The organism is Patescibacteria group bacterium (assembly GCA_018897195.1).
In the GTDB taxonomy this organism is placed as follows: Bacteria; Patescibacteriota; Patescibacteriia; order Patescibacteriales; family UBA12075; genus JAHILH01.
Genome location: JAHILH010000002.1, coordinates 20,661 through 40,640, shown reverse-complemented (window position 1 = coordinate 40,640; position 19,980 = coordinate 20,661). Strand labels below are relative to the sequence as shown.

The 19,980-nt window shown below is 38.5% G+C and carries 22 protein-coding genes and 1 other annotated feature; of the genes, 1 reads left to right on the top strand and 21 read right to left on the bottom strand.

Annotated features, from left to right (window positions below):
• Positions 1-49: 49 nt before the first annotated feature.
• The 21 genes from KKD45_02910 to KKD45_02810 all read right to left on the bottom strand — a co-directional run bounded on the left by KKD45_02910 (position 50) and on the right by KKD45_02810 (position 19,347).
• A complete protein-coding gene (locus KKD45_02910) occupies positions 50-1,834 on the bottom strand; it encodes a hypothetical protein (GenBank protein ID MBU4309452.1) in 1,785 nt (594 codons plus the stop codon).
• A gap of 183 nt (positions 1,835-2,017) precedes the next feature.
• Positions 2,018-2,521, bottom strand: coding sequence for a hypothetical protein (locus KKD45_02905; protein MBU4309451.1), 504 nt, complete (start codon positions 2,519-2,521; stop codon positions 2,018-2,020).
• Between the two features lie 5 nt (positions 2,522-2,526).
• Positions 2,527-3,720 carry an ABC transporter permease gene (locus tag KKD45_02900; GenBank protein ID MBU4309450.1) on the bottom strand — a complete coding sequence of 398 codons (1,194 nt, stop codon included), beginning with the start codon at positions 3,718-3,720 and terminating at the stop codon, positions 2,527-2,529.
• 4 nt (positions 3,721-3,724) lie between these two features.
• A complete protein-coding gene (locus tag KKD45_02895) occupies positions 3,725-5,050 on the bottom strand; it encodes an ABC transporter ATP-binding protein (protein MBU4309449.1) in 1,326 nt (441 codons plus the stop codon).
• A gap of 55 nt (positions 5,051-5,105) precedes the next feature.
• Positions 5,106-6,800 carry a hypothetical protein gene (locus tag KKD45_02890; GenBank protein MBU4309448.1) on the bottom strand — a complete coding sequence of 565 codons (1,695 nt, stop codon included), beginning with the start codon at positions 6,798-6,800 and terminating at the stop codon, positions 5,106-5,108.
• A 106-nt stretch (positions 6,801-6,906) separates the two neighbouring features.
• Complete coding sequence (locus KKD45_02885; GenBank protein ID MBU4309447.1) at positions 6,907-9,228, bottom strand: hypothetical protein; 2,322 nt, start codon at positions 9,226-9,228, stop codon at positions 6,907-6,909.
• A 219-nt stretch (positions 9,229-9,447) separates the two neighbouring features.
• Positions 9,448-9,924 (bottom strand): 30S ribosomal protein S9, encoded by a 477-nt coding sequence (rpsI, locus tag KKD45_02880; GenBank protein ID MBU4309446.1) that lies wholly within the window; start codon positions 9,922-9,924, stop codon positions 9,448-9,450.
• A 4-nt stretch (positions 9,925-9,928) separates the two neighbouring features.
• Positions 9,929-10,285: a 50S ribosomal protein L13 gene (gene rplM / locus KKD45_02875; protein ID MBU4309445.1), complete on the bottom strand. Its 357-nt coding sequence runs from the start codon at positions 10,283-10,285 to the stop codon at positions 9,929-9,931.
• A 23-nt stretch (positions 10,286-10,308) separates the two neighbouring features.
• Complete coding sequence (gene rplQ / locus KKD45_02870; protein MBU4309444.1) at positions 10,309-10,659, bottom strand: 50S ribosomal protein L17; 351 nt, start codon at positions 10,657-10,659, stop codon at positions 10,309-10,311.
• Between the two features lie 27 nt (positions 10,660-10,686).
• Positions 10,687-11,403, bottom strand: coding sequence for a DNA-directed RNA polymerase subunit alpha (locus tag KKD45_02865; protein ID MBU4309443.1), 717 nt, complete (start codon positions 11,401-11,403; stop codon positions 10,687-10,689).
• Positions 11,404-11,459: 56 nt separating this feature from the next.
• Positions 11,460-12,092, bottom strand: coding sequence for a 30S ribosomal protein S4 (gene rpsD / locus KKD45_02860; GenBank protein ID MBU4309442.1), 633 nt, complete (start codon positions 12,090-12,092; stop codon positions 11,460-11,462).
• 11 nt (positions 12,093-12,103) lie between these two features.
• Complete coding sequence (gene rpsK / locus KKD45_02855) at positions 12,104-12,532, bottom strand: 30S ribosomal protein S11 (GenBank protein ID MBU4309441.1); 429 nt, start codon at positions 12,530-12,532, stop codon at positions 12,104-12,106.
• Between the two features lie 253 nt (positions 12,533-12,785).
• Positions 12,786-13,178 carry a 30S ribosomal protein S13 gene (rpsM, locus tag KKD45_02850; GenBank protein MBU4309440.1) on the bottom strand — a complete coding sequence of 131 codons (393 nt, stop codon included), beginning with the start codon at positions 13,176-13,178 and terminating at the stop codon, positions 12,786-12,788.
• A 32-nt stretch (positions 13,179-13,210) separates the two neighbouring features.
• Positions 13,211-13,324, bottom strand: coding sequence for a 50S ribosomal protein L36 (rpmJ, locus tag KKD45_02845; GenBank protein MBU4309439.1), 114 nt, complete (start codon positions 13,322-13,324; stop codon positions 13,211-13,213).
• Positions 13,325-13,339: 15 nt separating this feature from the next.
• Positions 13,340-13,555 (bottom strand): translation initiation factor IF-1, encoded by a 216-nt coding sequence (gene infA / locus KKD45_02840; GenBank protein MBU4309438.1) that lies wholly within the window; start codon positions 13,553-13,555, stop codon positions 13,340-13,342.
• A 383-nt stretch (positions 13,556-13,938) separates the two neighbouring features.
• A complete protein-coding gene (rplL, locus tag KKD45_02835; protein MBU4309437.1) occupies positions 13,939-14,340 on the bottom strand; it encodes a 50S ribosomal protein L7/L12 in 402 nt (133 codons plus the stop codon).
• A gap of 136 nt (positions 14,341-14,476) precedes the next feature.
• Positions 14,477-15,004 carry a 50S ribosomal protein L10 gene (gene rplJ, locus KKD45_02830; GenBank protein MBU4309436.1) on the bottom strand — a complete coding sequence of 176 codons (528 nt, stop codon included), beginning with the start codon at positions 15,002-15,004 and terminating at the stop codon, positions 14,477-14,479.
• A 220-nt stretch (positions 15,005-15,224) separates the two neighbouring features.
• Positions 15,225-15,346 (bottom strand) — a sequence feature (ribosomal protein L10 leader region).
• Between the two features lie 34 nt (positions 15,347-15,380).
• A complete protein-coding gene (locus KKD45_02825) occupies positions 15,381-15,617 on the bottom strand; it encodes a hypothetical protein (GenBank protein ID MBU4309435.1) in 237 nt (78 codons plus the stop codon).
• 120 nt (positions 15,618-15,737) lie between these two features.
• Positions 15,738-16,229, bottom strand: coding sequence for a hypothetical protein (locus KKD45_02820; GenBank protein MBU4309434.1), 492 nt, complete (start codon positions 16,227-16,229; stop codon positions 15,738-15,740).
• Between the two features lie 107 nt (positions 16,230-16,336).
• Positions 16,337-18,058 (bottom strand): arginine--tRNA ligase, encoded by a 1,722-nt coding sequence (gene argS / locus KKD45_02815; protein MBU4309433.1) that lies wholly within the window; start codon positions 18,056-18,058, stop codon positions 16,337-16,339.
• A gap of 50 nt (positions 18,059-18,108) precedes the next feature.
• Positions 18,109-19,347, bottom strand: a complete 1,239-nt coding sequence (locus KKD45_02810; GenBank protein ID MBU4309432.1) for a tyrosine--tRNA ligase — start codon at positions 19,345-19,347, stop codon at positions 18,109-18,111.
• A 207-nt stretch (positions 19,348-19,554) separates the two neighbouring features.
• Here KKD45_02810 and KKD45_02805 point away from each other — a divergent pair, with 207 nt between their 5' ends.
• Complete coding sequence (locus tag KKD45_02805; protein ID MBU4309431.1) at positions 19,555-19,959, top strand: hypothetical protein; 405 nt, start codon at positions 19,555-19,557, stop codon at positions 19,957-19,959.
• Positions 19,960-19,980 lie beyond the last annotated feature (21 nt).

Here is a 19,980-nt window from a genome sequence, read left to right as displayed (position 1 = left end):
AACGAGAAGAAAATCTTCTCGTTTTTTTTAAAAATATGTTGTATATATTTTACCAACTAACTGATCCGTCAATAATCGAGTCAAAGGCATTTGTACCTGCATAATTACCAGAAAGAGTTCCGGCGGGAATATTAATACCCCAATAGATCCCTGCCTGTATGTTAATTACACTAGTAGTTGGCTTAGGCGCATTAATATCAAGCGTCGTAGGAACTGCTGATGCAACATTAGTCAAGGATGCATAAGTAGCCGGAGCTAAATCATATTTTTGGTTAAGAATCGGAATTATCGCTGGACCCGTCATGTCGGTTCCACTAACTTGCGAATTTATCGGACAATTGCCATAATTAATAACCGTAGTGGTGGCATTATAAGCACCCGAATCTTGACCACCCTTAATAGTATTATAAGGGATAGCTAGCTCAGTAACAGCAATAGCCTGTACTGTCGCTAATTCTTGACCAATGGTTGAAGTGGCCACAGTTGCAACACCTTCATCTTTTCCTGCCACTGCGCCCAGCCAGTTTTCGGCAACATGACTATTATTAGCGCTGGCATCTGTTGGAATAGAGTGGAAAGCAATACCAGCAGTGCAATCATATAAAGCGTCTTTGGTTGTCGTTGAGCCGCCACAAGCACTCTGAGTGCACGATGCTGATAAAATTTGGTAACAATTATCGTTATCAGCGGTGCAATTCTGTAAACCAACAACGTTGGATAAATACAAAGTACTTGTAGCCTGAGTCAAGTCACTACAACTATTGTCGTCACTAACCGTTGCTGTTATATGGATCGTGGTCGTAGCTGAATTCTTCATATTCGGCGTAAATGGATTACCACCATTAACCACAACACTAGAAACTACCGGAGCTGTATTAATAACCGTATAAGTTCTATCTACCGCATTTCCAGATGAGGCAGCTAGGGCATGCCAATCTTTTACAAAACCCCAATAGTGGTAAGCCTTATCAACAGTTGGGATAGTAGTGGTCGCCTGACAAGAAACAACGGCCGTACCGCCACTTATCGTTGAAGTTGCTGAACAAACAGTTGCCGCGGCACAACCAGTAGTCGTTGCCCAAGAGTTAGTCGAACACACATCATATTGTATCACATCAAATCCACCCAAGGTGTCTGTATCGGTAGTTGTAGCCGTAAATGTAAAAGGATTGTTTCCCGCTTGTCGAAAATCAACTGTTGTTGAACCGGTTGTAAAAACTGGAGCGTGATTAATATACATCGGGCTGGATGTTGCATCTACGCCCACCGCCGATCCTTGACTATAGGGAGAACAATCGGCCTCAGTAGCATGATTATCGCAGGCGAAGGCGTACCAATCCTTGGTTTCGTTCGCGCCCACAGTTGAACCATAAGTGCAAGTTGCCTGAATCGTATCACCCGTAAGGCCAGAAACACAGAGCGTATTAGCAACCCCGCCACTACAAGTAGGCGCAGCACCAGCAACACCAGCTGTCGCAGTAGTCGAAGTACAAACAATCAAGTAATAGCTATTATCTTCCATATCATCAGCCGTGACTGAAAATCCAATCGAAGCGCCGATATTAACTGGCGTAGTAGAGGTTGAACCCAGGCCAGCCGCAAAAACCTCGGCTGGTTTAATAGTGATAGTCGGGGCCGCGTTTCGAACCGTAACCGTAGTGGTCGCAGTGTCGTTTTGAGCCTGCGCCTCTGGTCTAAATAATTCATTAACCAGTTTTTTGGTACTCGTATTGAAATTAAAGACTAGACCAATAACAGTACTACTCATGATCAAACTCAAAATCATGAAATACGGCATCGACCTCTTTATGTGCATTTTTATTTTTTTGGACATGGGGATGTATTTAATTTATAAAATATTTTAATTTGATTTTAACGTGGAAAAATCTTATCCACAGATTACTATTATTATAGCATAAAAAGCAATTCTGTTCAAAAGCTCCTTAATCTATTTTTAATATTTCTTTGACATTAAAATATTGATAGAAAAAAAGCTAATATAAAATAAAAAATACCCCTAGAAACATCTAAAATTATTCAATACCTCGGCAAGTTCTTTTGTCATTTTTTCAAATTCGTCTTTGTGCACAAACTTGTCAACACCTTGTGTGGATAAGCCAGCCACATATACATTACTTTTAGTTTCCAAAATTTTCTTCTCATTTACCTCATCCATCTTTCCATTTTTTTTATATTTTTTAATATAAAATAATTCTGGATCACCTTCCTCTTGAATATACAAAAAATGAGCTTCACTACCGTTGTCTCGTAAGCGATACTTTCCCTCCCAAGCCTCAGGAATTGCCAGTGTGCAAATCGGCTTAGCTGAATGAAAAAAAGTTATGCGTGAAAATTTTGGCGGCAAAGGAATTTGTTGCCCCACTGCCTCATCTATTTCAATATTTTTTGCAACTCTTTTAGGAAAAAAACCATGAATATGCCAAACAAGCAAAAAACAAGCCATGATAATCGAAATAATGGCAACTTGTTTTTCGTTTTTAGTTAAAGAGTTTAATTGCATAAAAATTATCCTCGAATCGCGTCTAGCGGATTAAGTGACCCTGCTCGCTTAGACGGAAATAGTCCAGTAAGGTATCCCATCACCATCGAGAACACGGCAATAAAAGTCAAAAACCAAATTGGAAATCTAAATAAACTCATGGCCATACCGCCCATGTTCACGGCCACAATACTTAAAATAAAATTAATCGTTAATCCCCCACCAACGCCCATTCCTATGCCAACCAGGCCACCGAGCGTACCCATCAACATTGACTCAGTTAAAAACATGACTTTAATCTTCAGGGGCGATCCACCAATCGTCCGCATAATTCCAATCTCTTTGGTACGTTCCAAGAGTGTTACCGTCATCGTGTTAAACATACCAATCGCCGATACAATCAAGGCGATACCACCAAACAAAGCCAACATCACCTGAATACCACTAAAGATTTTATTAGCTTGATCAACTGTCTTAGACAGAGATGACACCACGAAGCCTTTACCAATAATAACTGCTTCCACGGTATCCAAATAGGCACGATCAGTCACCTTGACCCTGGCTTTCTCATAAAAAGGGATTGAAAAATTAGAAGTAAACTCCCCTAATTGAATATAAGCAAAAATTGAGGTTTCGTCAGCAATTATACCTTTTACTATATACTCTTTATTTAATGGCACTTCCTGTGTGTCCGTAGTCCCTTCAATCGGCAAAAAAACCTTAAAGCTCATCTTTTGTCCAATAATCTCCTTCGCTTCCTTGTTAAAGAGTTTTAAGGCGGCTGATGATAAAACAACTGCATCATTCTCCCCCTTGTCAAATAATTTTCCCTCCTGGGCAACCACGCCGGCGTAACGGAAATAAGTTGGATCAACACCGTTGAGCATGGCACTACCATTCAAATTACCGAAAGTAATCTGTGTCGCAAAAGCGGCCATCGGCGCTACATCTTCAACATTATCAAGCTTCTTTAAATTAACAACTTCTTCCTTATTAATCACTACAACCTTTGATGGTGGTGTCACCACATTCAAACTCAACATCGCATCACCAAACACAATCTGCTCCAACAATACACCTTGCAAACCATAACCCAGGCCCACCAAAATAACCACCGCCGCAATACCAACGCCGATACCAAAAATCGTCAACCAGGTTCGTGCCGGTCGCGTTCGAAACATGCGCGTTGCTAATGAAATTGTATCCTGCGGTCGCATCATAAAATTAGTGTCCGTGCCCTTTATCTTCTGAGCCCTGAATTAATATTTTTTCAAAATATAAAGTTAATTTTCTCGCTTTCTTCTTAACAAATCCTAAACCGCCACCTTCTAAAGGTGTCGCCAGGGAGGCCTCAAACTCATCTCGACTAATCAAACCGGCAATACGATTATAAACTAATTCCCTTAATCTTCTTTTTTGAATCGTGGTCATTACTTCTGGGTATTCTTGAACAACATAACCCGTCAGTCTATTTATCAAAACGTTCTCCTGGGAAAAAAAATTATTAGTCGAAAAGCGGCGACGGAAACGACGCGCATCCTCTGATTGCATCAATACTTTTTCCACCTTATCCGCCATTACCATGGCTACGTCCTCATCAATACCAACGCCACCATCGGCAAAACTTTGAATCAGGGCATTGAGATATTTCGGTTTGTCAATTAGTCGCTCCACCATTAACTGTGTAAACTCCTCTAATTTTAATATTTGATCAAAGGTAAAATCTTGCGTCAAAAAATTAACAATACTTTTTACCTTTAACTCGGTTGGCGTATTATAAGGATAAATCTTAGATAATTTATCCATTTCGGTAATTAGAATCTTTTGTCTATCAATCTTGGCAATTTGTTTTTTCTCGGGATTCGGCACCACACGTTGCAAAAGGCCATCTTTAAAATAAAAGACCCGATGCGCGTAAGACAACTGCGCTGCGTTGTGCGTAATCAATATTACCGTGCGCTTATCAATCATATTAATCTCCTCCAAGGAGTCCATTACTTGTTTTGTAGATACACTATCAAGGTTACCAGTCGGCTCATCCGCTAATAAAATATCCGGATTATTTACCAAGGCTCTGGCTACAGAAACACGCTGACTCTGTCCACCCGATAAGTTATCAGCAAACTTGTTGCCTGCTCCATCCATGCCAAAACGCTTTAACAATTGCAGTGCCCAGGCATTACGCTTGGCTGGTGAGGTGCCGTGAAAAATTTGCGGTAAAGCGACATTATCCACTACCGACAACGACGGGATAAGAAAAAAGGCTTGATAAATAATCCCGATTGTCTGTGTTTGAAAATTTACCATTTCTTCCGGCGAAAACGAATAAGGATTCTCACCCTTCACTAAGAGCTGTCCGCCCGACGGCGCTAACACTCCCAAGATAGTATACATGATTGTTGACTTGCCACAACCGGATGGACCAAAAAAAGCGATAAACTCCCCAGGATAGATTTCAAAATCTACCCCCCAAGTCGCCTTATATTCATTTTCTTTTCCAAGGTTATAGGTAATCTCTAATCCTTTAGCTTGTATAATTGGTTCTGGCATTTTTTGTATCTCCCTCGCCCCGCCGGGAGAGGGCTGGGGTGAGGGAGCATTAATTCTATTTCTTCTTAAGCCAACTAAACTGTTGCTCAAAGTTCTTGATAATAATATCGATGATACTTTCTTCTTGACTCGGCGTTAACATTGTAAAATCGTCAGACTTCTTTTTATTCCTTGCTGAATCTTCACAAATAATCCAATATTTATAAACACTAGCTGGTAAAAAGTTAGTCATTACTTCCACGTGTTTCAAATTATAACCATCCTCAATAGGCAAGGCTGATGGCTCATCAGCTGATATTAAGCCTTGGTGATAAAACAATTGACACTTAGCTGGCTCATCTGTCCACCAGTTAGCAATAGTTTGGACTTTATTCTCCGAACCAGGATAAAGTGTTGACTCAGTGTTTACTTTAGTGATTACGGGCGCATACTCATCCTTGATGGTGATAAAGGTAATTGGCGCACTCACCGCCTTTTCGCCGGATTCACTCTCAACTCGAACAATAACAGAATAATAAGTATCAAAGGTTAAATTCTTCAAATGCACAGAGTGTACTGTCAAAAATGAAGAGTTACCTTCCATCTTTGTTTCGTTGGTATTTAAATTTTTGTACTCGATAATAGCTGAACATGGCACATTGGTCATAAAACCAATCGTGGCTGACTCTTCTTCAATTTTAGACGTATGCACATTATAAATCTCCGGAGCTACTGATTTAGTTTTAAAACTCTTGTCCGAGCTCTTGCCAGTCATGCCCATTTCATCAGCTGATGATACTTGGAAATGATAAACCATTGACGGTATCAAACCAGTTATCGTTATTTGATGTCCTAGAACATATTCAGTTGGCTCGCCCTCTTTCCAAACATATGGATCTTCGGCATCTGGTTCATAGTCACCCTCTTTAGCAATTGACACCATTGAGTTTGCTTCTCGATCGGTCGCCCAAGAAATAATCGCATAATCAATGCCGACCTCTACAGTTGCATTATCCAAAATAATCTCTGGTGGCTTAGAAATTTCCGCTGCTCTTTGCTTGACTGCCTGATCAATTTCTTTCAAGTCACCTTCACTGGTAATTTGACCGATATTTTCCACAATTTGGTTCGTAATATTTTCTGCCTGGTCGCCAATACGACTATCCTTATAGCCCTTATCCAAGCTTACCTCTTTGGCTAACTCATCCACCATATTTAATAATTGTTCTTTCTCCACCGCGCTCAAGCCACCTTTGCCCAATTCTAATATCTTCTCACGCAAGCCACCAAAACCAGTTTCCAATATCTTGGCTGCGTAACCAGTTTTACTATCCAAACTGACGTTATTATTACTTTCACCAGTAGTTAAAAAACTAAAATCATTAGAAATACCTTGATTTCCAACTGCATCAGTTGAAATAGCTCGAAAATAATAATTCTGCCCCGGCAATAAATCTTCCAAAAGAATAGTATGTTTAATCTTGTCAGCTCGCGGCTCACGCTCAACACCATAGCGCTTATCCAGGCCAAAATTAATCATCGAATCGGCATTCTCATCAGTCTCCCATGAAATTTCCGTTGAAGTTGCTGTTGTGTTTTCAATTTTAATATTAGAAATAACGGGAGGTACCTTATCATCAATTGTTGTCGTGTCAGTATCAGCAGCTGAGGTCGGCAATGTGCTTTTTATCAACAAAAAACCAGCCGCGAACACAGAGGCTGCCACTATAATAAAAATAGCCAGATTGAAATATAAAATTTTTGACTTCATTTTGGGGATTATTTACTTGTGGATATATTATAGCATATTTTGCTTTTAAGACAAAATAAATACGTCTCATCGTAATGAGACGTATTTATACTTATTTTAAGCCTTTTTAATATTGACCCAAAATACTTTCAGAAACATTATGAATTGGTTTATTAGCATGTTTTGCTCGCAATTCAACCAGATTCATAACTTGCTTCTTTTTGCCATTCATAACGACATAGATCTTCTTGTTAGTGGCGCGAAGTAGAGTGCCATCAGCATACTTCTTTGCCGCTGGAACAATTTTTTCATAGCCACCAAGATTGCCATAACCAACATTGATAATTTTTTTGCCAATATACTGAATAAGTTCTTGCAAAGTTGTTATATGTTGTAGCTTGCCACTAATAATTACATAAATTCTCTTGTCTGGGGTTCGTACCAAGGTACCATCAGTATAAATTTTCTTACTAATCAAAGTTGGCTCTTCGACAGAAACACTAGTTCCGCCTGGAGTTGAAATTAGCCCAGGTGTATTAATTGCGTTTATCGCTGCAAACTTAGTTAAATGACTTATGCTAAAGGTAACCAAACCAGCAGTGCTTGCGAAATCTGCGCCTGGCACCAAAACCCATAGTCCGCTCACCTCATTAAGCCAATACACACCTAGGCCCGATGTATTAGTGGTTAATTCTGGCAAAGAAACAGTTACAACTAAATCGCCGGAAAAATTTTTTACAATATTATGCTTACTATCCCTGGCATTAATATTGAAAATTTTATTTCCAACCAAGACAGCTACCGTGCCACTTGCTGGCATCTCATTGCCAGTTGCCATACTCATTTCCACATTAAACGTCGTCAGACCGGCGACTGCACCCTTTGGCACCTCAATCTTTATCATAGTAGCATCTTCAAAGGTTAACGTCATTGTCCCTGATTGTCCTGTCGAGATTGTCAACGGAACATTGACTGCTGTAACTATTGGCGGTAAGGGCGTAGGTGTAATAACACCGCCAGATGATGGCGCCTCGGTAACACTAGCGCTATAAGTAAAAGCAGTACCAGCCACATCCGCCACACAAATAACCATAACGTCATCCTCGGTACAAGTCACAGCCGCATTCGCATCAATCAAAGGTTGCAAACCCTCAACAACATTTTGCGCAGTCGCCGCGGTCGCCTTAAAGCTATAAGTAGTGCCATTTATTACCACATTAAACGTTTCGCTGCTAACAACGCTGGAGGGAGTAAATGTCACTTCTTGAGCAATGTCGGTTGCATTAACAGCCGCTGCCGTCAAAGTAAATGCAGTGCCAGCCGTATCAGCAGTACAAGTAATTTTAGTGTCATCTTCAGTACAGGTCACCGCTGCATCAGCATCAACTAAGGGTTGCAATAACTCCACAATATTCAGAACAGTCGCCGCAGTGGCAGTAGCTACATAATCAGTGCCACCAATTGTGACCGTAAAAACATCGCCCACTTCAATATTTGCAGGGGTTACAGTATCAACCTGAGCGCCCGCGCTTTGAAAAGGACTAATTGAAGCCGTGTCATTACTAGCATCCGTATCTGTTGAAGTATTTCCGGTAAACGTAATTACCAAAACTCCATTAAACCTTATCTTTGCTCCACTAGTGATATCGCCCGTGATAGCAATTGTATTAACTGACTGAATCATCGCCTCACCAGCAACCACAACTGCAGCCGTTACCCTACCGTCGGCATCTGTTATTCCACTGCTTTCAGCTGGATTACCATCTACGGCTACAGTTGAATGCGTAATTCGAAATACCGCATCTCCAGCTCCAGCTCCATTGCTAAATGCATAATTATCCAAGCCACTAAAAGTAGCTAGATAATCAGCCTGTTCGACAGCGGTGTCATAACTACCCGCAGCAGTTGTATCCACGGCAGCAGCATCATCTGAACAATCAGTATCAACGACAGCGCCATCAGTAAATGAAATCGTACAATTATCAATAACCAAGGTATGACCATCGGCAAAGGCGGTATCAATCGTAATGTCTGTCTGTGATTGCACGGCGGCATTACCAACCACACTATCAGTATTAGCAATATTGGCCACCACATCATCATATGTGCCATTTCCATCAAGATCTTCTTCATAGACCGGATTACCATCAATGGCTGTCCCTGTATGCGTGAAGACAATATCGCCAGCCGCACCAGTACTTACAGTATACCCAACTATGCCGGTTATCGCCTCTAAGCCTGCTTCCGAACTAGTTATATTAGCAACCGTGGTTGCCGCAACTGCGGCTTGCGTATCAGCGCCGACTGCGGAATTAGGAACTGTTTCAGACGCCGTAAATGTAGATTGAGCCGTAGCCAAAGAAGTTGTAACAAAGCTCAATGAAAAAAGACTCATGACTAGCGTGAAAATCATCACCGCAGCCAAAGAGTCTTTGAATTTTTTACTCATTTTTTTAAAAGTCGCTTGTTTCATATAATCAAATTTAAAAAGGTGAAATATTTCTTATATGAAATATCTCGAAATTTTATTAATATGTAAACTATTTATCTGAACAAACTTACGAGGATGTTAATATCATATTACATCATAATTAAAAAAAGATTAAAAATTGCCTAATAAAAAAATCCTCTATTTCTAGAGGATTTTTTATATATAATCGTTTGATTTTTAACGTTTTGACCATTGTGGCGCTTTTCTCGCTTTCTTCAAACCTGGCTTCTTTCTTTCCTTTCTTCTTGCATCTCTTGTCAACCAACCTTTTGATTTGATAGAATCTTTTACTTCTGGCTCGATTTCTACCAAGGCTCTGGCGATACCGTGTCTGATTGCTTCCGCTTGACCTTTCAATCCACCACCATTGGTAATAATAGAAATATTTAAATCTCGTAAATGACTTGTTAATTTTAATGGTTGTCTTACAACTACAACTTTATCATTAGCAAAATAGTTCACTAATTTTTGGTCGTTAACCATCACAAAACCGTTACCGTTTTTGTAAACACGAACACGAGCTACGGAAGTCTTTCGACGACCAACAGTTTCGGTGTATTTACCCTTAAACTTCACGATTTCATCTGATCCGATTGGTGCCTCTACCTCAGCTAAATCTGTTACGTCTTTTGTTGTATTTTCTTCTAAATTCATAATTTTATCGAATAATTAATCTTCTTAACATATCAACTCTAAATTTAACTGGAGGCAACATGTCTCTAACCGCTCTTTTCAAAATATCACCTGGGTCTTTTTCATTCACTACGCTCATTTTCTTTTCTTTCAAACCACTTTGGTAACCTGAATAACTAAAATATTTCTTCTGGTCCAATTTCTTACCTGTAAATTTGAACTTATCAACGTTAGTTACTTCAACAATATCACCAGCATCAATATGTGGTTGAAATTCCGGTTTATTTTTGCCTCGTAAAAGGATAGCAATTTCACTTGCTACTCTGCCAACAGCTTGGTCAGTACAATCAATTTTATGTAATTTTCTTTCTGCCTTAATCATATATATTATTTAAAACTATTTATTTATACTAATTCAATTTGTGAAATTTCAGCGCCATCACCCTTTCGGTTGCCGATTTTAACGATTCTGGTATAACCACCTTGCACTTCCTTATATTTTGCACCCAAAACATCCATCAACTTCATCACTGCCATTTTTTGCGGCAATTCTGCAATTAATTTTCTACGACTAGCTAAATCACCTTTCTTGGCAACGCTAATATACTTTTCAACCAATGATCTTACCACTTTTGCCTTCACAGTTGTTGTCTGAATTTTTTCATACATAACAACGCTTGAAGCCATGTTTCTAAGCATCAATTCTCTTGGTGATTTTTCTCTATCTAATGTTTTAGTTTTTACTCTGTGTCTCATTTGATTATATTAAATTCCTTAATTATCTTATTCTTCGCTAGCAACCTCTTCTGTAGCTGCGCCACCGATGTTCAAAGCACCGAATTGTTCTTTCAAAATTTCTACTGATTCTTCGAAAGCTTTATCTGGTGTAATTGTACCATCAGTTCTAACTGTCAAAATCAATTTTTCCCAGTTTGTCATTTTACCAACACGAACGTTTTCAACGCTTACGCTGGCGCTCAATACTGGAGAAAAAATAGAATCAACTTCAATGTAACCGATTTCATCACTCTTTTGCAATCTCGCTTCAACTGATTCATATCCCATGCCCTTGCCAACGTAGATTTCTGCGTCCAAATTCCCTTCCATGCTTGTAATATGACCCAATACTAATTCCGGGTTAACGATCTCAATATTTGCATTCTTCGCAATATCACCAGCTGTAATCTGTTTTTCACCATGCACTTTCAATTCCAACTTCTCCACACCTTCACCGAAATGTTTTAATCTTAATTGTTTCAAATTTAATACAAACTCCAATACATCCTCTTTCAAATGTGGCAAAGCTGAAAACTCATGATCCACATTCTTGATTTTGATACCGATTGGGGCTGCACCTGGTAGAGATGAAAGAACAACTCTCCTTAGCGCATTGCCCAAAGTGATACCATAGCCTGGAAAACAAGGTTCGATAATGATTTGACCTTCATTCTCATTAGTACCTTTTTTAAAATCTATTTTGTTTGGTAAAGCAATTTGCATATTGTTTTTCAAAAACTACAATTTGATTCGTAGCTATGAATAAATTAGAATTAAATTTATCTTGAGTAATATTCCACTACCACATGCACATTCAAGTTTCTCATTACATCCTTCAAATCTGGCTTATGTAGAATTTTCACAGCGATTACATCCTTAGATTCAACATTCAACCATCCTGGCACATCATACTTCTTCAATCTTTCTGCCAAATCCTTGAATAACGGACTGTTTTTCTTATTATCTTTAATCTTGATAACATCTCCAGTTTTAACTTGCACTGAAGGAATGTCAATCTTCTTGTCGTTCAATGTGAACAAACCATGTCCAACCAATTGACGAGCCATCGGTCTTGAACTTGCAAAACCAGCTCTGAAAATAACATTGTCCAATCTAGTCTCCAATAAGCTGATGAAGTTTTCACCAACGTTACCAGATAATTTCTTAGCATTATCAAATGTTAATTTAAATTGTTTTTCCATTAAGTTATAAGTGTTTCTGATTTTCTGTTTCTCGTTCAACTGTGCACCATAGTCACTCGCTCTTTTCTTGCCTTTTTGACCGTGGAATCCTGGCGGATAATTTCTCTTTACCATCGCACATTTCGTTGAACTGCATCTTTCTCCCTTAAGAAAAAGTTTTTCTCCGATTCTTCTACACTTTTTACATTTTGGTTCGTGAATGTTTCCCATATATAATTATTTTAAACTCTTCTAGGTTTTCTTTGACGACAACCGTTATGTGGCACAGGGGTCACATCTTTAATTTGAGTTATATTTAAACCGTTATTATTCAATGATCTAATTGCTGATTCTCTACCAGTGCCTACGCCTTTTACGTAAACAACAACATCCATTAAGCCGAATTCTTCTCTAGCTTTACCAACTGCCAAACGAGAAATAATTTGCGCTGCGTATGGAGTAGATTTTTTTGGTCCTTTAAAACCAGCTACACCTGCGCTTGCCCAAGAAATAACATTTCCTTGCAAATCAGTAATGCTTACGATTGTATTATTATAAGTGGCATTAATGAAAACTTTGCCGCTTGTTACTTTTCGTTGAACTTTCTTTTTCTTAACTGCCTTTTTACCCTTCTTACTGATTTTTGCTACTTCTGCCTTTTTCTTTTCCATCTTCTTCTTGATTTCGTCTGGTAATTCTTCCATGCCAAGAGCGTCTTTGCCCACAGCTAAAATATCCAATTCTTTTTCTTCTTTCTCAGAATTTTCAGATTTTTCAATCTTCTCAGGTTTTTCTGTTTTTTCAGCTTTTTTAGTTTTTGCAACCTTAACAGCCTTCTTTTCTAAAACCTCTTCTTTTGTTGTGTTATCGTCTGACATAATTAATCTATATAATAAAATTTCTTTTAAGTATCTTTGTTAAACCTTATGTTTTTTGATCAGTCTTCTTTCGACCGGATCCAGCTAGGCCACGTACGTTACCACGAACTGTTCGACTGTTTGTCTTTGTTCTTTGTCCACGCACTGGTAATCTCTTGATATGTCTCAAACCTCTGTAAGAACCGATTTCCTTTAATCTTTTAATATTTGTAACCACGTCTCGCTTCAAGTCACCCTCAACGCGCATTTCCTTTTCAATAATTTCTCTCAATTTCGCCACCTCGTCTTCAGACAAGTCCTTAGTTCTAGTATCTGGGTTGATTTTTGTTCTGGTTAAAATATTAACTGATGTGGTCAAGCCAATACCAAAAATATAAGTCAAAGCAATTTCTGCTCTCTTGTTATCTGGAATTGTAACTCCTGCGATTCTAACTGCCATATTGTTTACTATTTATAATCTTTAAAATTTAATTATCCTTGTCTTTGCTTGTGTTTTTTTACTGCACAAAGAACGTTCACTCTGCCTTTGCGGCGAACAATCTTACATTCTTTACAAATTTTCTTTACTGATGCTCTTACTTTCATATTATTGATAAATTTTTACATTCTAAAAGTGATACGTCCTTTTGTTAAGTCATAGGGACTCATTTGGACCTTAACCCTATCACCAGGCAACAAGCGAATGCGATTCATTCTCATTTTACCGGATAAATGCGTTAATATTTCGTGCCCGTTAGGGAGCAAAACTTTAAATGACGACGCTGGCATCAATTCTACGACTTCACCGATAACTTCGACAAAATCCTTAGAGTCAATTACTTCAGCCTCTTTTTCCTTTTTTTTATATTTCTTCATTAACACAAAAAAATTCGGTAAAATTCAAAAAAACTTTACCAAAAACTTTCAGTAAACTTATAATATATTTAAATATTATTAATTTATAAAATAATTATATAGTTATATTATTTTATTGTCAAGAGAAAGGCTCTATTTATGAATAATGTGGCTTTTTTTGATATATTTTGTTTAATATTAGGTATAAATAATGCTTTTATTTTAATAAATAATGCGTTTTTTAGCCTTACTGTTTTAGTAGTTTTTCACATATTTAAAATAAAAAATTATAAATTAGCAAAAAACGGTCCTTAATCAAAAAAGCACCCACCGAGGCGGATGCTTTTTTTCGTATAGGATGAAAACTATTTCAAAGTTACCTTTGCACCAGCTTCTTCTAATTGAGCTTTAATTTTTTCAGCGTCAGCTTTTTTTACGCCTTCTTTTACCATTTTTGGAGCTGCATCAACTAAATCTTTTGCTTCTTTAAGACCCATTTCAGTGATAACTCTTACAGCTTTAATAACTGCAATCTTGTTAGCACCAGCTTCTGTGATCTCGATATCAAAGCTGTCTTTTTCTTCAACAGCTTCACCAGCAGCTGCAGGAGCAGCCATCATCATAGCTGGAGCTGAAGCAGAAACGCCGAATTTATCTTCTAAGATGCTTACCAATTCTGATAAATCTAGAACTGACATTTTTTCGATTGTTTCAACCAAAGTTTTAAATTTCTCTGGAACAACAACGTCTTTTTTTTCTTCTGACATAGTTTTATATAGTTGAGCAACGAATTAAACTAAATTATCCAATTCAACTGTCAACAAAAATTAATTATTATTTAAATTATAAATTTCATTTTAATCTCCCTCGCCCCGGCGGGAGAGGGTCGGGGTGAGGGGCATTTTACGCCTTCTTCTCCTCAATCGCTTTCAAAACAGTAACAAAACCTCTGATATTACCAGCCAAAACATTGACGAATCCAGATACTGGTGCATTCATTGTGCCCACCAAACGAGCGTATAACTCTTGCTTGCTTGGTAGTTTTGATAAAGCCACAACTTCCTTCGCGCTGATAAACTTGTTTTCCAAGATACCACCGGCAAAGATCATTTTGTCTTCACGACTCTTTTGAAACTTAGCTACAATCTTCGCTGGGGCTACTTCGTCTTCGTAACCGAAGATGGCAGCAATCTTACCAGCCATGTCGCGGATATTTAAATTCTCCACGCCCATGTCCTTGAAGGCAATTTCCAACAAAGTCTTCTTCGAAACATAGTATTCACTATTTTCTGCTTTCAAGTTGTTACGCAACTCTTCATTCTCTTTTACAGTCAAGGCATTGTATTCAGCAAAAACAACCGATTTTGCTTTTTTCACCTTGGCAGCAAGATCTCTCAAGATCTCACCTTTTTGCAATTTTGATTTTGGCATACTCTTTATATTTAAATTATTAAAATATTTTTAAAATAACCAGCCCGCTCATTCGTCATTCCCGCGAAGGCGGGAATCCAGGTACCTCGTACACTGATTCCAATATAAGGAAAATAAACAAACAAAGTTTTATTATTATCAACAATTCAATCTAAATTAGTCTCTATAATTATTAATCCACTCATTGTGGCGCCTGGATTCCCGCCTTCGCGGGAATGACGCGTATATAAAAAAACTGTGGCATAACCACAGATTGACAAAAAATAAACTAAAACTAGCTTTTTTTACCTCGGCAGGACTTATCTTTGTGCCTGCTGTCTATGGTTATATTTGATTGATATTGTTTATATTAACATGTTTGAGAAAAATGTCAAGACTAGTAGGCGTTTATTTCTAACTTCTTTTCAATTCTAGAAATTCGTTGTTCAAATCGATCATGCGCAGCTTGATTGGATACAAAAGCGTGCTCAATATTATCTAATTTCTTCACAACCGCATCCATAACGCTATGAAACTCTTTTTTATCAAGGAATTTTTCATCAATTCTTTGCTCAAGGTCATCAAAATCCTTTTTTGTTGCTAATTTATTAAATTGTTCGGGAGTTAATGACATAAATTTGAGTAAATATTTATAAGTAAATTATACCACAAAATATTTTTTTGTAAAGCATAAAGTCCTAAGAAAAAAGCCCCGGGCGTTTGCCGAGGCTTGAGATTTTTTGTGACAACCTAATTAGGAATGACCAGGGCTAGGGCTAGGATACGCAAATATTGCGATATCTTCCGAAGTGAACAAGGTTTTGTCGCCTACCACTATGCCACTCAATTTTTCACCATGAACGCGAAACTTGTGCGACGACATAGAGGATGAGGCTACTAATGCTGGTCTCAGGCCGTTACCTTGCATAGAGATAAGAGGTGCCACCTCATCTGGAAACGACTTAAAGCCATGTAGATGAGCCAAGTAATATACACCGTTCAAAAGATAGTCTACATCATCAGGCACGCCAAGTTCTTTGCCGGTAATCGCATAGAGATGAATCTTTTTTTTCTCAGGGCTAATTTCAATATCGATCACCCTTTGCGCTGTCTGCTGGTCAACCACGCGACCATGACTTCTGACATCCATCAACAATGCATGTCCATCTTGATGGGTGCCAATCTCAACCGTACCCAAGAAATACCCAATCTTCGGACTACCTGGTTCTTCCACATCTGTCGTCATAGCGTTTCCTCCTTGTGTAATTGGAATGAACGAACTACGAAAATTAACCTCTGGTTAATAAATCTATTATATTTATATAAAAAATATCTAAAGAAGTCAAACAAAATTTACATCTCCTCTACCACTTCCATCCCCAACAGCCCTAAACCAATCTTCAAAACCTCCGCCGTGGCTGAGATTAATGATAAACGCGCGATGCGTTTTTCTGGTTCGGATTTGAGGATTTGGACGCTGTGGTAGTAGTCGTTGAACAGTTGACCGGTTTCAAATAAGTATTTGGCTAATTCGCTTGGGTCGTTTTTGGTGCCGGCATTGCGGACGATGTCTGGGTATTTGGCCAATTTCAATAATAGCTGGATTTCTTTTTCTTCGCCCAGTTCGTAGTCGTTCTTCTCGGCTGTCCAATCCCCCGCCTTGCGCAAGATGCTTTGGATGCGGGCGTAGGTGTATTGCAGATAGACGCCGGTGAAGCCGCTGAATTCGACGGCTTTGTCGATGTCGAAAGTAATCACTTGGTCAGAACCGATTTTTAACATTTCGAATTTCATGGCGCCGTTGACAATCACGCGCACGGTCTTATTTATCATTTCTTCCTCCCAGGCCGGATGACGTTCGCGAATTTCACGTTCGGTTCTATCAGTTAGTAATTGTTTTAATTCTTTGTAGGTAATAATATTGCCGCTGCGCGAAGACATTGGACCACTCGGCAATTTAACAGAATCGTAGCTCAAATGCGCCATGTCTTGCTTGTAGCCCATCTTCTTCAAAATGCTAAACAATTGTTTCATGTAAAGACTTTGACGATTGTCGATGACGTAAATAGATTTATCAAGCTTATACTCCTCAAATTTGGCATAGGCCAAAGCTAAATCAGCCACCGGATAAGTCGCGGTACCGTCGGAGCGCAAGACTACGAGCACGCTATTGTTTTCCGCTTCCAGGTCGGCAATCACCGCCCCTTGGCTTTCTTTTAAAATCCCCTTCTTAATCAATTCATTCACCATCGTGCGTCCTTGATCAATATATTCTGATTCGTAAAAAATATGGTCGAATTTAATTCCTAAATCATTATACAAATTTTCAAAGCCTTCAATGCTCCACTCGCGTGTTTTTTGCCAAAGCGCATACTCCTCGCCTTCGCGTGTTTCAATCTTGCGCATCGTCATCTTGATCAAGGTGTCGGCGGTCTTATCATCCTTGGCTTGTTGGCAGGATTCAACATACATCGTGCCCAAAAAATCACCCTTATCTTCAATCAAATGCTCAACACGCGCCTCGCTCGCTCGCTTGTTCGCCGGATTGAATGTCCACCACAAAGTCTTGGCCACATGAATGCCGAAGTCATTAATATATGAAACTGGAATTACCTTGTATCCATTGGCTGCCAAAATTTTATTAACGCTGTCGCCAAAAAAAATGTTACGCAAGTGACCAATGTGCACTTCTTTGTGCGTGTTCATATTGGAATACTCGATCATCACACGCTTGTTCTTGCCTTCCTTATTCTGTCCAAAACTTTCTTTTTGCTTCTCAATCTCTTTCAAAATCCCCTTTGATAATTCGCTCTTCGTGAAAGCAAAATTTAAATAGGGACCAACTGCGCTAATACCAGAAATCACCTTGCCGCGCTCAATCTGCCCTATTAACTCACTCGCCAAAGTCGCTGGACTTTTTTTCAATTTCTTTGCCAACTCAAAACAAGGCAAGCTTACATCACCGTAGCTCGCTTGCATTGGATAGGAAAAATCAGACACCTGTACCAAATCATCGCCCAGGGTGATATTGATTTTATCGGCTATTTCTTTTTTTATTTTTTCTAGGAAATACATACTTTAATCAATTTTCAATCTTCAATTACGAATTAACAATAACTGAAATTTTATTTTTTAATAACACGCACAAATCCACGTTTGCCCTTTTGCAAAAGCACGCCCTCATCGCCGATTTCAACTTCTTTATCAACATCATTAATCACTTCCCCGTCAACCTTCACTGCTCCCTGCTCAATCATTCTTCGCGCATCACTCTTACTTGCAACTAAACTCGTTTCGTGCAATAAATTAACAACATTAAATTTAGATTTAATGTTCATAGTGTCAACTTTTAATACATAATGCTTAATCTCGTCGGGAATTTCTTTCTTTTGCACCGTCTTGATAAAATGCTCCTGCGCTTGGTCAGCGGCCTCGGCACCGTGAATGATTCTGGTTAATTCGTGGGCTAATTTCATTTTGTAATCGCGCGGATTAACTTCAGTGCCCCTCATATCATTGGCAATTTCATCAACCTCTTTAATATCAATATTAGTACACAATTCAAAGGCTACTGGCACGATGCCGTCTGGCCAACTCATAATAACGCCGTAAACATTGTTCGCATCAGTGTCTAAGAAGACGGCATTGCCTTCACTCTTACCCATCTTTTTGCCCTTATCATCCGCTAATAATTTCAATGTAATTACAAATTTCTCTTTCTTACCCATCGACTTCATCAAGTCGCGACCAGCCATCATGTTAAACATTTGATCATTACCGCCGATTTCCAAATCAACATCCATAACCACAGAGTCATAGCCTTGCGCGAGTGGGTATAAAAATTCGTGCAAATGAATCGGCTTTTCCTCCTCAATTCGTTTTTGAAACATATCACGTTGAATCATTTGCTGCACCGTAAAATGTGAAGACACTTCAATTAAATCTCGGAAAGTTAGTTTATCCAACCACTCACTATTATATTTCACCTGTGCTGCATTCTCGCCCTCAAAATCCAAAAAAGCCGCCGCTTGTTTTTGGTAACTATGGCAATTATCCAAAACTTCTTCACGTGTTAACTTCTTGCGTGTCGCTGTCTTATCCGTCGGATCACCAATCATACCCGTAAAATCACCAATCAAAAAAATCACTTCGTGTCCCATTTTCTGAAATTGCGCCAATTTATTAATTAAAATGGCATTACCAATGTGCAACGAAGGTGCTGAGGGGTCAAAACCACCATAAAGTCTGATTTTCTCACCTCTTAACAATTTCGCTTCCAACATCTCCCGATTCGGGTAAATTTTCTCGACACCGCGATCTAATAACTCCGCAATTTTCTCTTTATCTGTAGTAACTTTTGACATAAATTTAATATATTTTATTAATTTAATACTATTCTAGCCTATAAATTGAAATTTTGCAACTCAAATATTCTTAATTTATTTATAATATTTTTGTAACTTAAGCTTAATTAACTAATGCTATATTAATAACAAAGAGATAGTAAGCACCTTGCAAACACTAAAATAAATACCGAAATCAAAATAAAATTTATTATTAATGCCACTGTTATGAAAAATAATAAATTTACAATTGATTTTAATGCGACTGATTTCATCATTGATTTAAGAAGTATTAATATACCTCAAAAAAGCGCCAATAATCGCTTTAAATTCGTCATAATCGGCCTAATTTCTCTAATCTTCATCACCGCTTCTGTTTTTTACGTTCATGCTCAAGTAAGCGCTGATATTAGTGGAAATATCTCTATTCCGATTAGAAATAATATTATTCAAAGTGTAGCCAATAATGTCAAAATGACGGCTACGGTGCCTGGTTGGTTCAAAACAGCCCAGACTAGCAATGAGCGTTTAGATATTGCTACCAACATGGAGGTTTTTGTTAACGGCCAAAAAGTAGTGCCACTTTCTAAAATTATGAAGACTGCAAATCTTGATAATGCTTTGCAGTTTTAAATTTGCCAAAAAGATTGACAC

Excerpts from the sequence above, each read along its gene's own strand:
- KKD45_02910 (MBU4309452.1), bottom strand. The coding sequence starts at position 1,834 with ATGTCCAAAAAAATAAAAATGCACATAAAGAGGTCGATGCCGTATTTC.
- KKD45_02905 (MBU4309451.1), bottom strand. The coding sequence starts at position 2,521 with ATGCAATTAAACTCTTTAACTAAAAACGAAAAACAAGTTGCCATTATT.
- KKD45_02900 (MBU4309450.1), bottom strand. The coding sequence starts at position 3,720 with ATGATGCGACCGCAGGATACAATTTCATTAGCAACGCGCATGTTTCGA.
- KKD45_02895 (MBU4309449.1), bottom strand. The coding sequence starts at position 5,050 with ATGCCAGAACCAATTATACAAGCTAAAGGATTAGAGATTACCTATAAC.
- KKD45_02890 (MBU4309448.1), bottom strand. The coding sequence starts at position 6,800 with ATGAAGTCAAAAATTTTATATTTCAATCTGGCTATTTTTATTATAGTG.
- KKD45_02885 (MBU4309447.1), bottom strand. The coding sequence starts at position 9,228 with ATGAGTAAAAAATTCAAAGACTCTTTGGCTGCGGTGATGATTTTCACG.
- rpsI (MBU4309446.1), bottom strand. The coding sequence starts at position 9,924 with ATGAATTTAGAAGAAAATACAACAAAAGACGTAACAGATTTAGCTGAG.
- rplM (MBU4309445.1), bottom strand. The coding sequence starts at position 10,285 with ATGATTAAGGCAGAAAGAAAATTACATAAAATTGATTGTACTGACCAA.
- rplQ (MBU4309444.1), bottom strand. The coding sequence starts at position 10,659 with ATGAGACACAGAGTAAAAACTAAAACATTAGATAGAGAAAAATCACCA.
- KKD45_02865 (MBU4309443.1), bottom strand. The coding sequence starts at position 11,403 with ATGCAAATTGCTTTACCAAACAAAATAGATTTTAAAAAAGGTACTAAT.
- rpsD (MBU4309442.1), bottom strand. The coding sequence starts at position 12,092 with ATGGGAAACATTCACGAACCAAAATGTAAAAAGTGTAGAAGAATCGGA.
- rpsK (MBU4309441.1), bottom strand. The coding sequence starts at position 12,532 with ATGGAAAAGAAAAAGGCAGAAGTAGCAAAAATCAGTAAGAAGGGTAAA.
- rpsM (MBU4309440.1), bottom strand. The coding sequence starts at position 13,178 with ATGGCAGTTAGAATCGCAGGAGTTACAATTCCAGATAACAAGAGAGCA.
- rpmJ (MBU4309439.1), bottom strand. The coding sequence starts at position 13,324 with ATGAAAGTAAGAGCATCAGTAAAGAAAATTTGTAAAGAATGTAAGATT.
- rplL (MBU4309437.1), bottom strand. The coding sequence starts at position 14,340 with ATGTCAGAAGAAAAAAAAGACGTTGTTGTTCCAGAGAAATTTAAAACT.
- rplJ (MBU4309436.1), bottom strand. The coding sequence starts at position 15,004 with ATGCCAAAATCAAAATTGCAAAAAGGTGAGATCTTGAGAGATCTTGCT.
- KKD45_02825 (MBU4309435.1), bottom strand. The coding sequence starts at position 15,617 with ATGTCATTAACTCCCGAACAATTTAATAAATTAGCAACAAAAAAGGAT.
- KKD45_02820 (MBU4309434.1), bottom strand. The coding sequence starts at position 16,229 with ATGACGACAGATGTGGAAGAACCAGGTAGTCCGAAGATTGGGTATTTC.
- argS (MBU4309433.1), bottom strand. The coding sequence starts at position 18,058 with ATGTATTTCCTAGAAAAAATAAAAAAAGAAATAGCCGATAAAATCAAT.
- KKD45_02810 (MBU4309432.1), bottom strand. The coding sequence starts at position 19,347 with ATGTCAAAAGTTACTACAGATAAAGAGAAAATTGCGGAGTTATTAGAT.
- KKD45_02805 (MBU4309431.1), top strand. The coding sequence starts at position 19,555 with ATGAAAAATAATAAATTTACAATTGATTTTAATGCGACTGATTTCATC.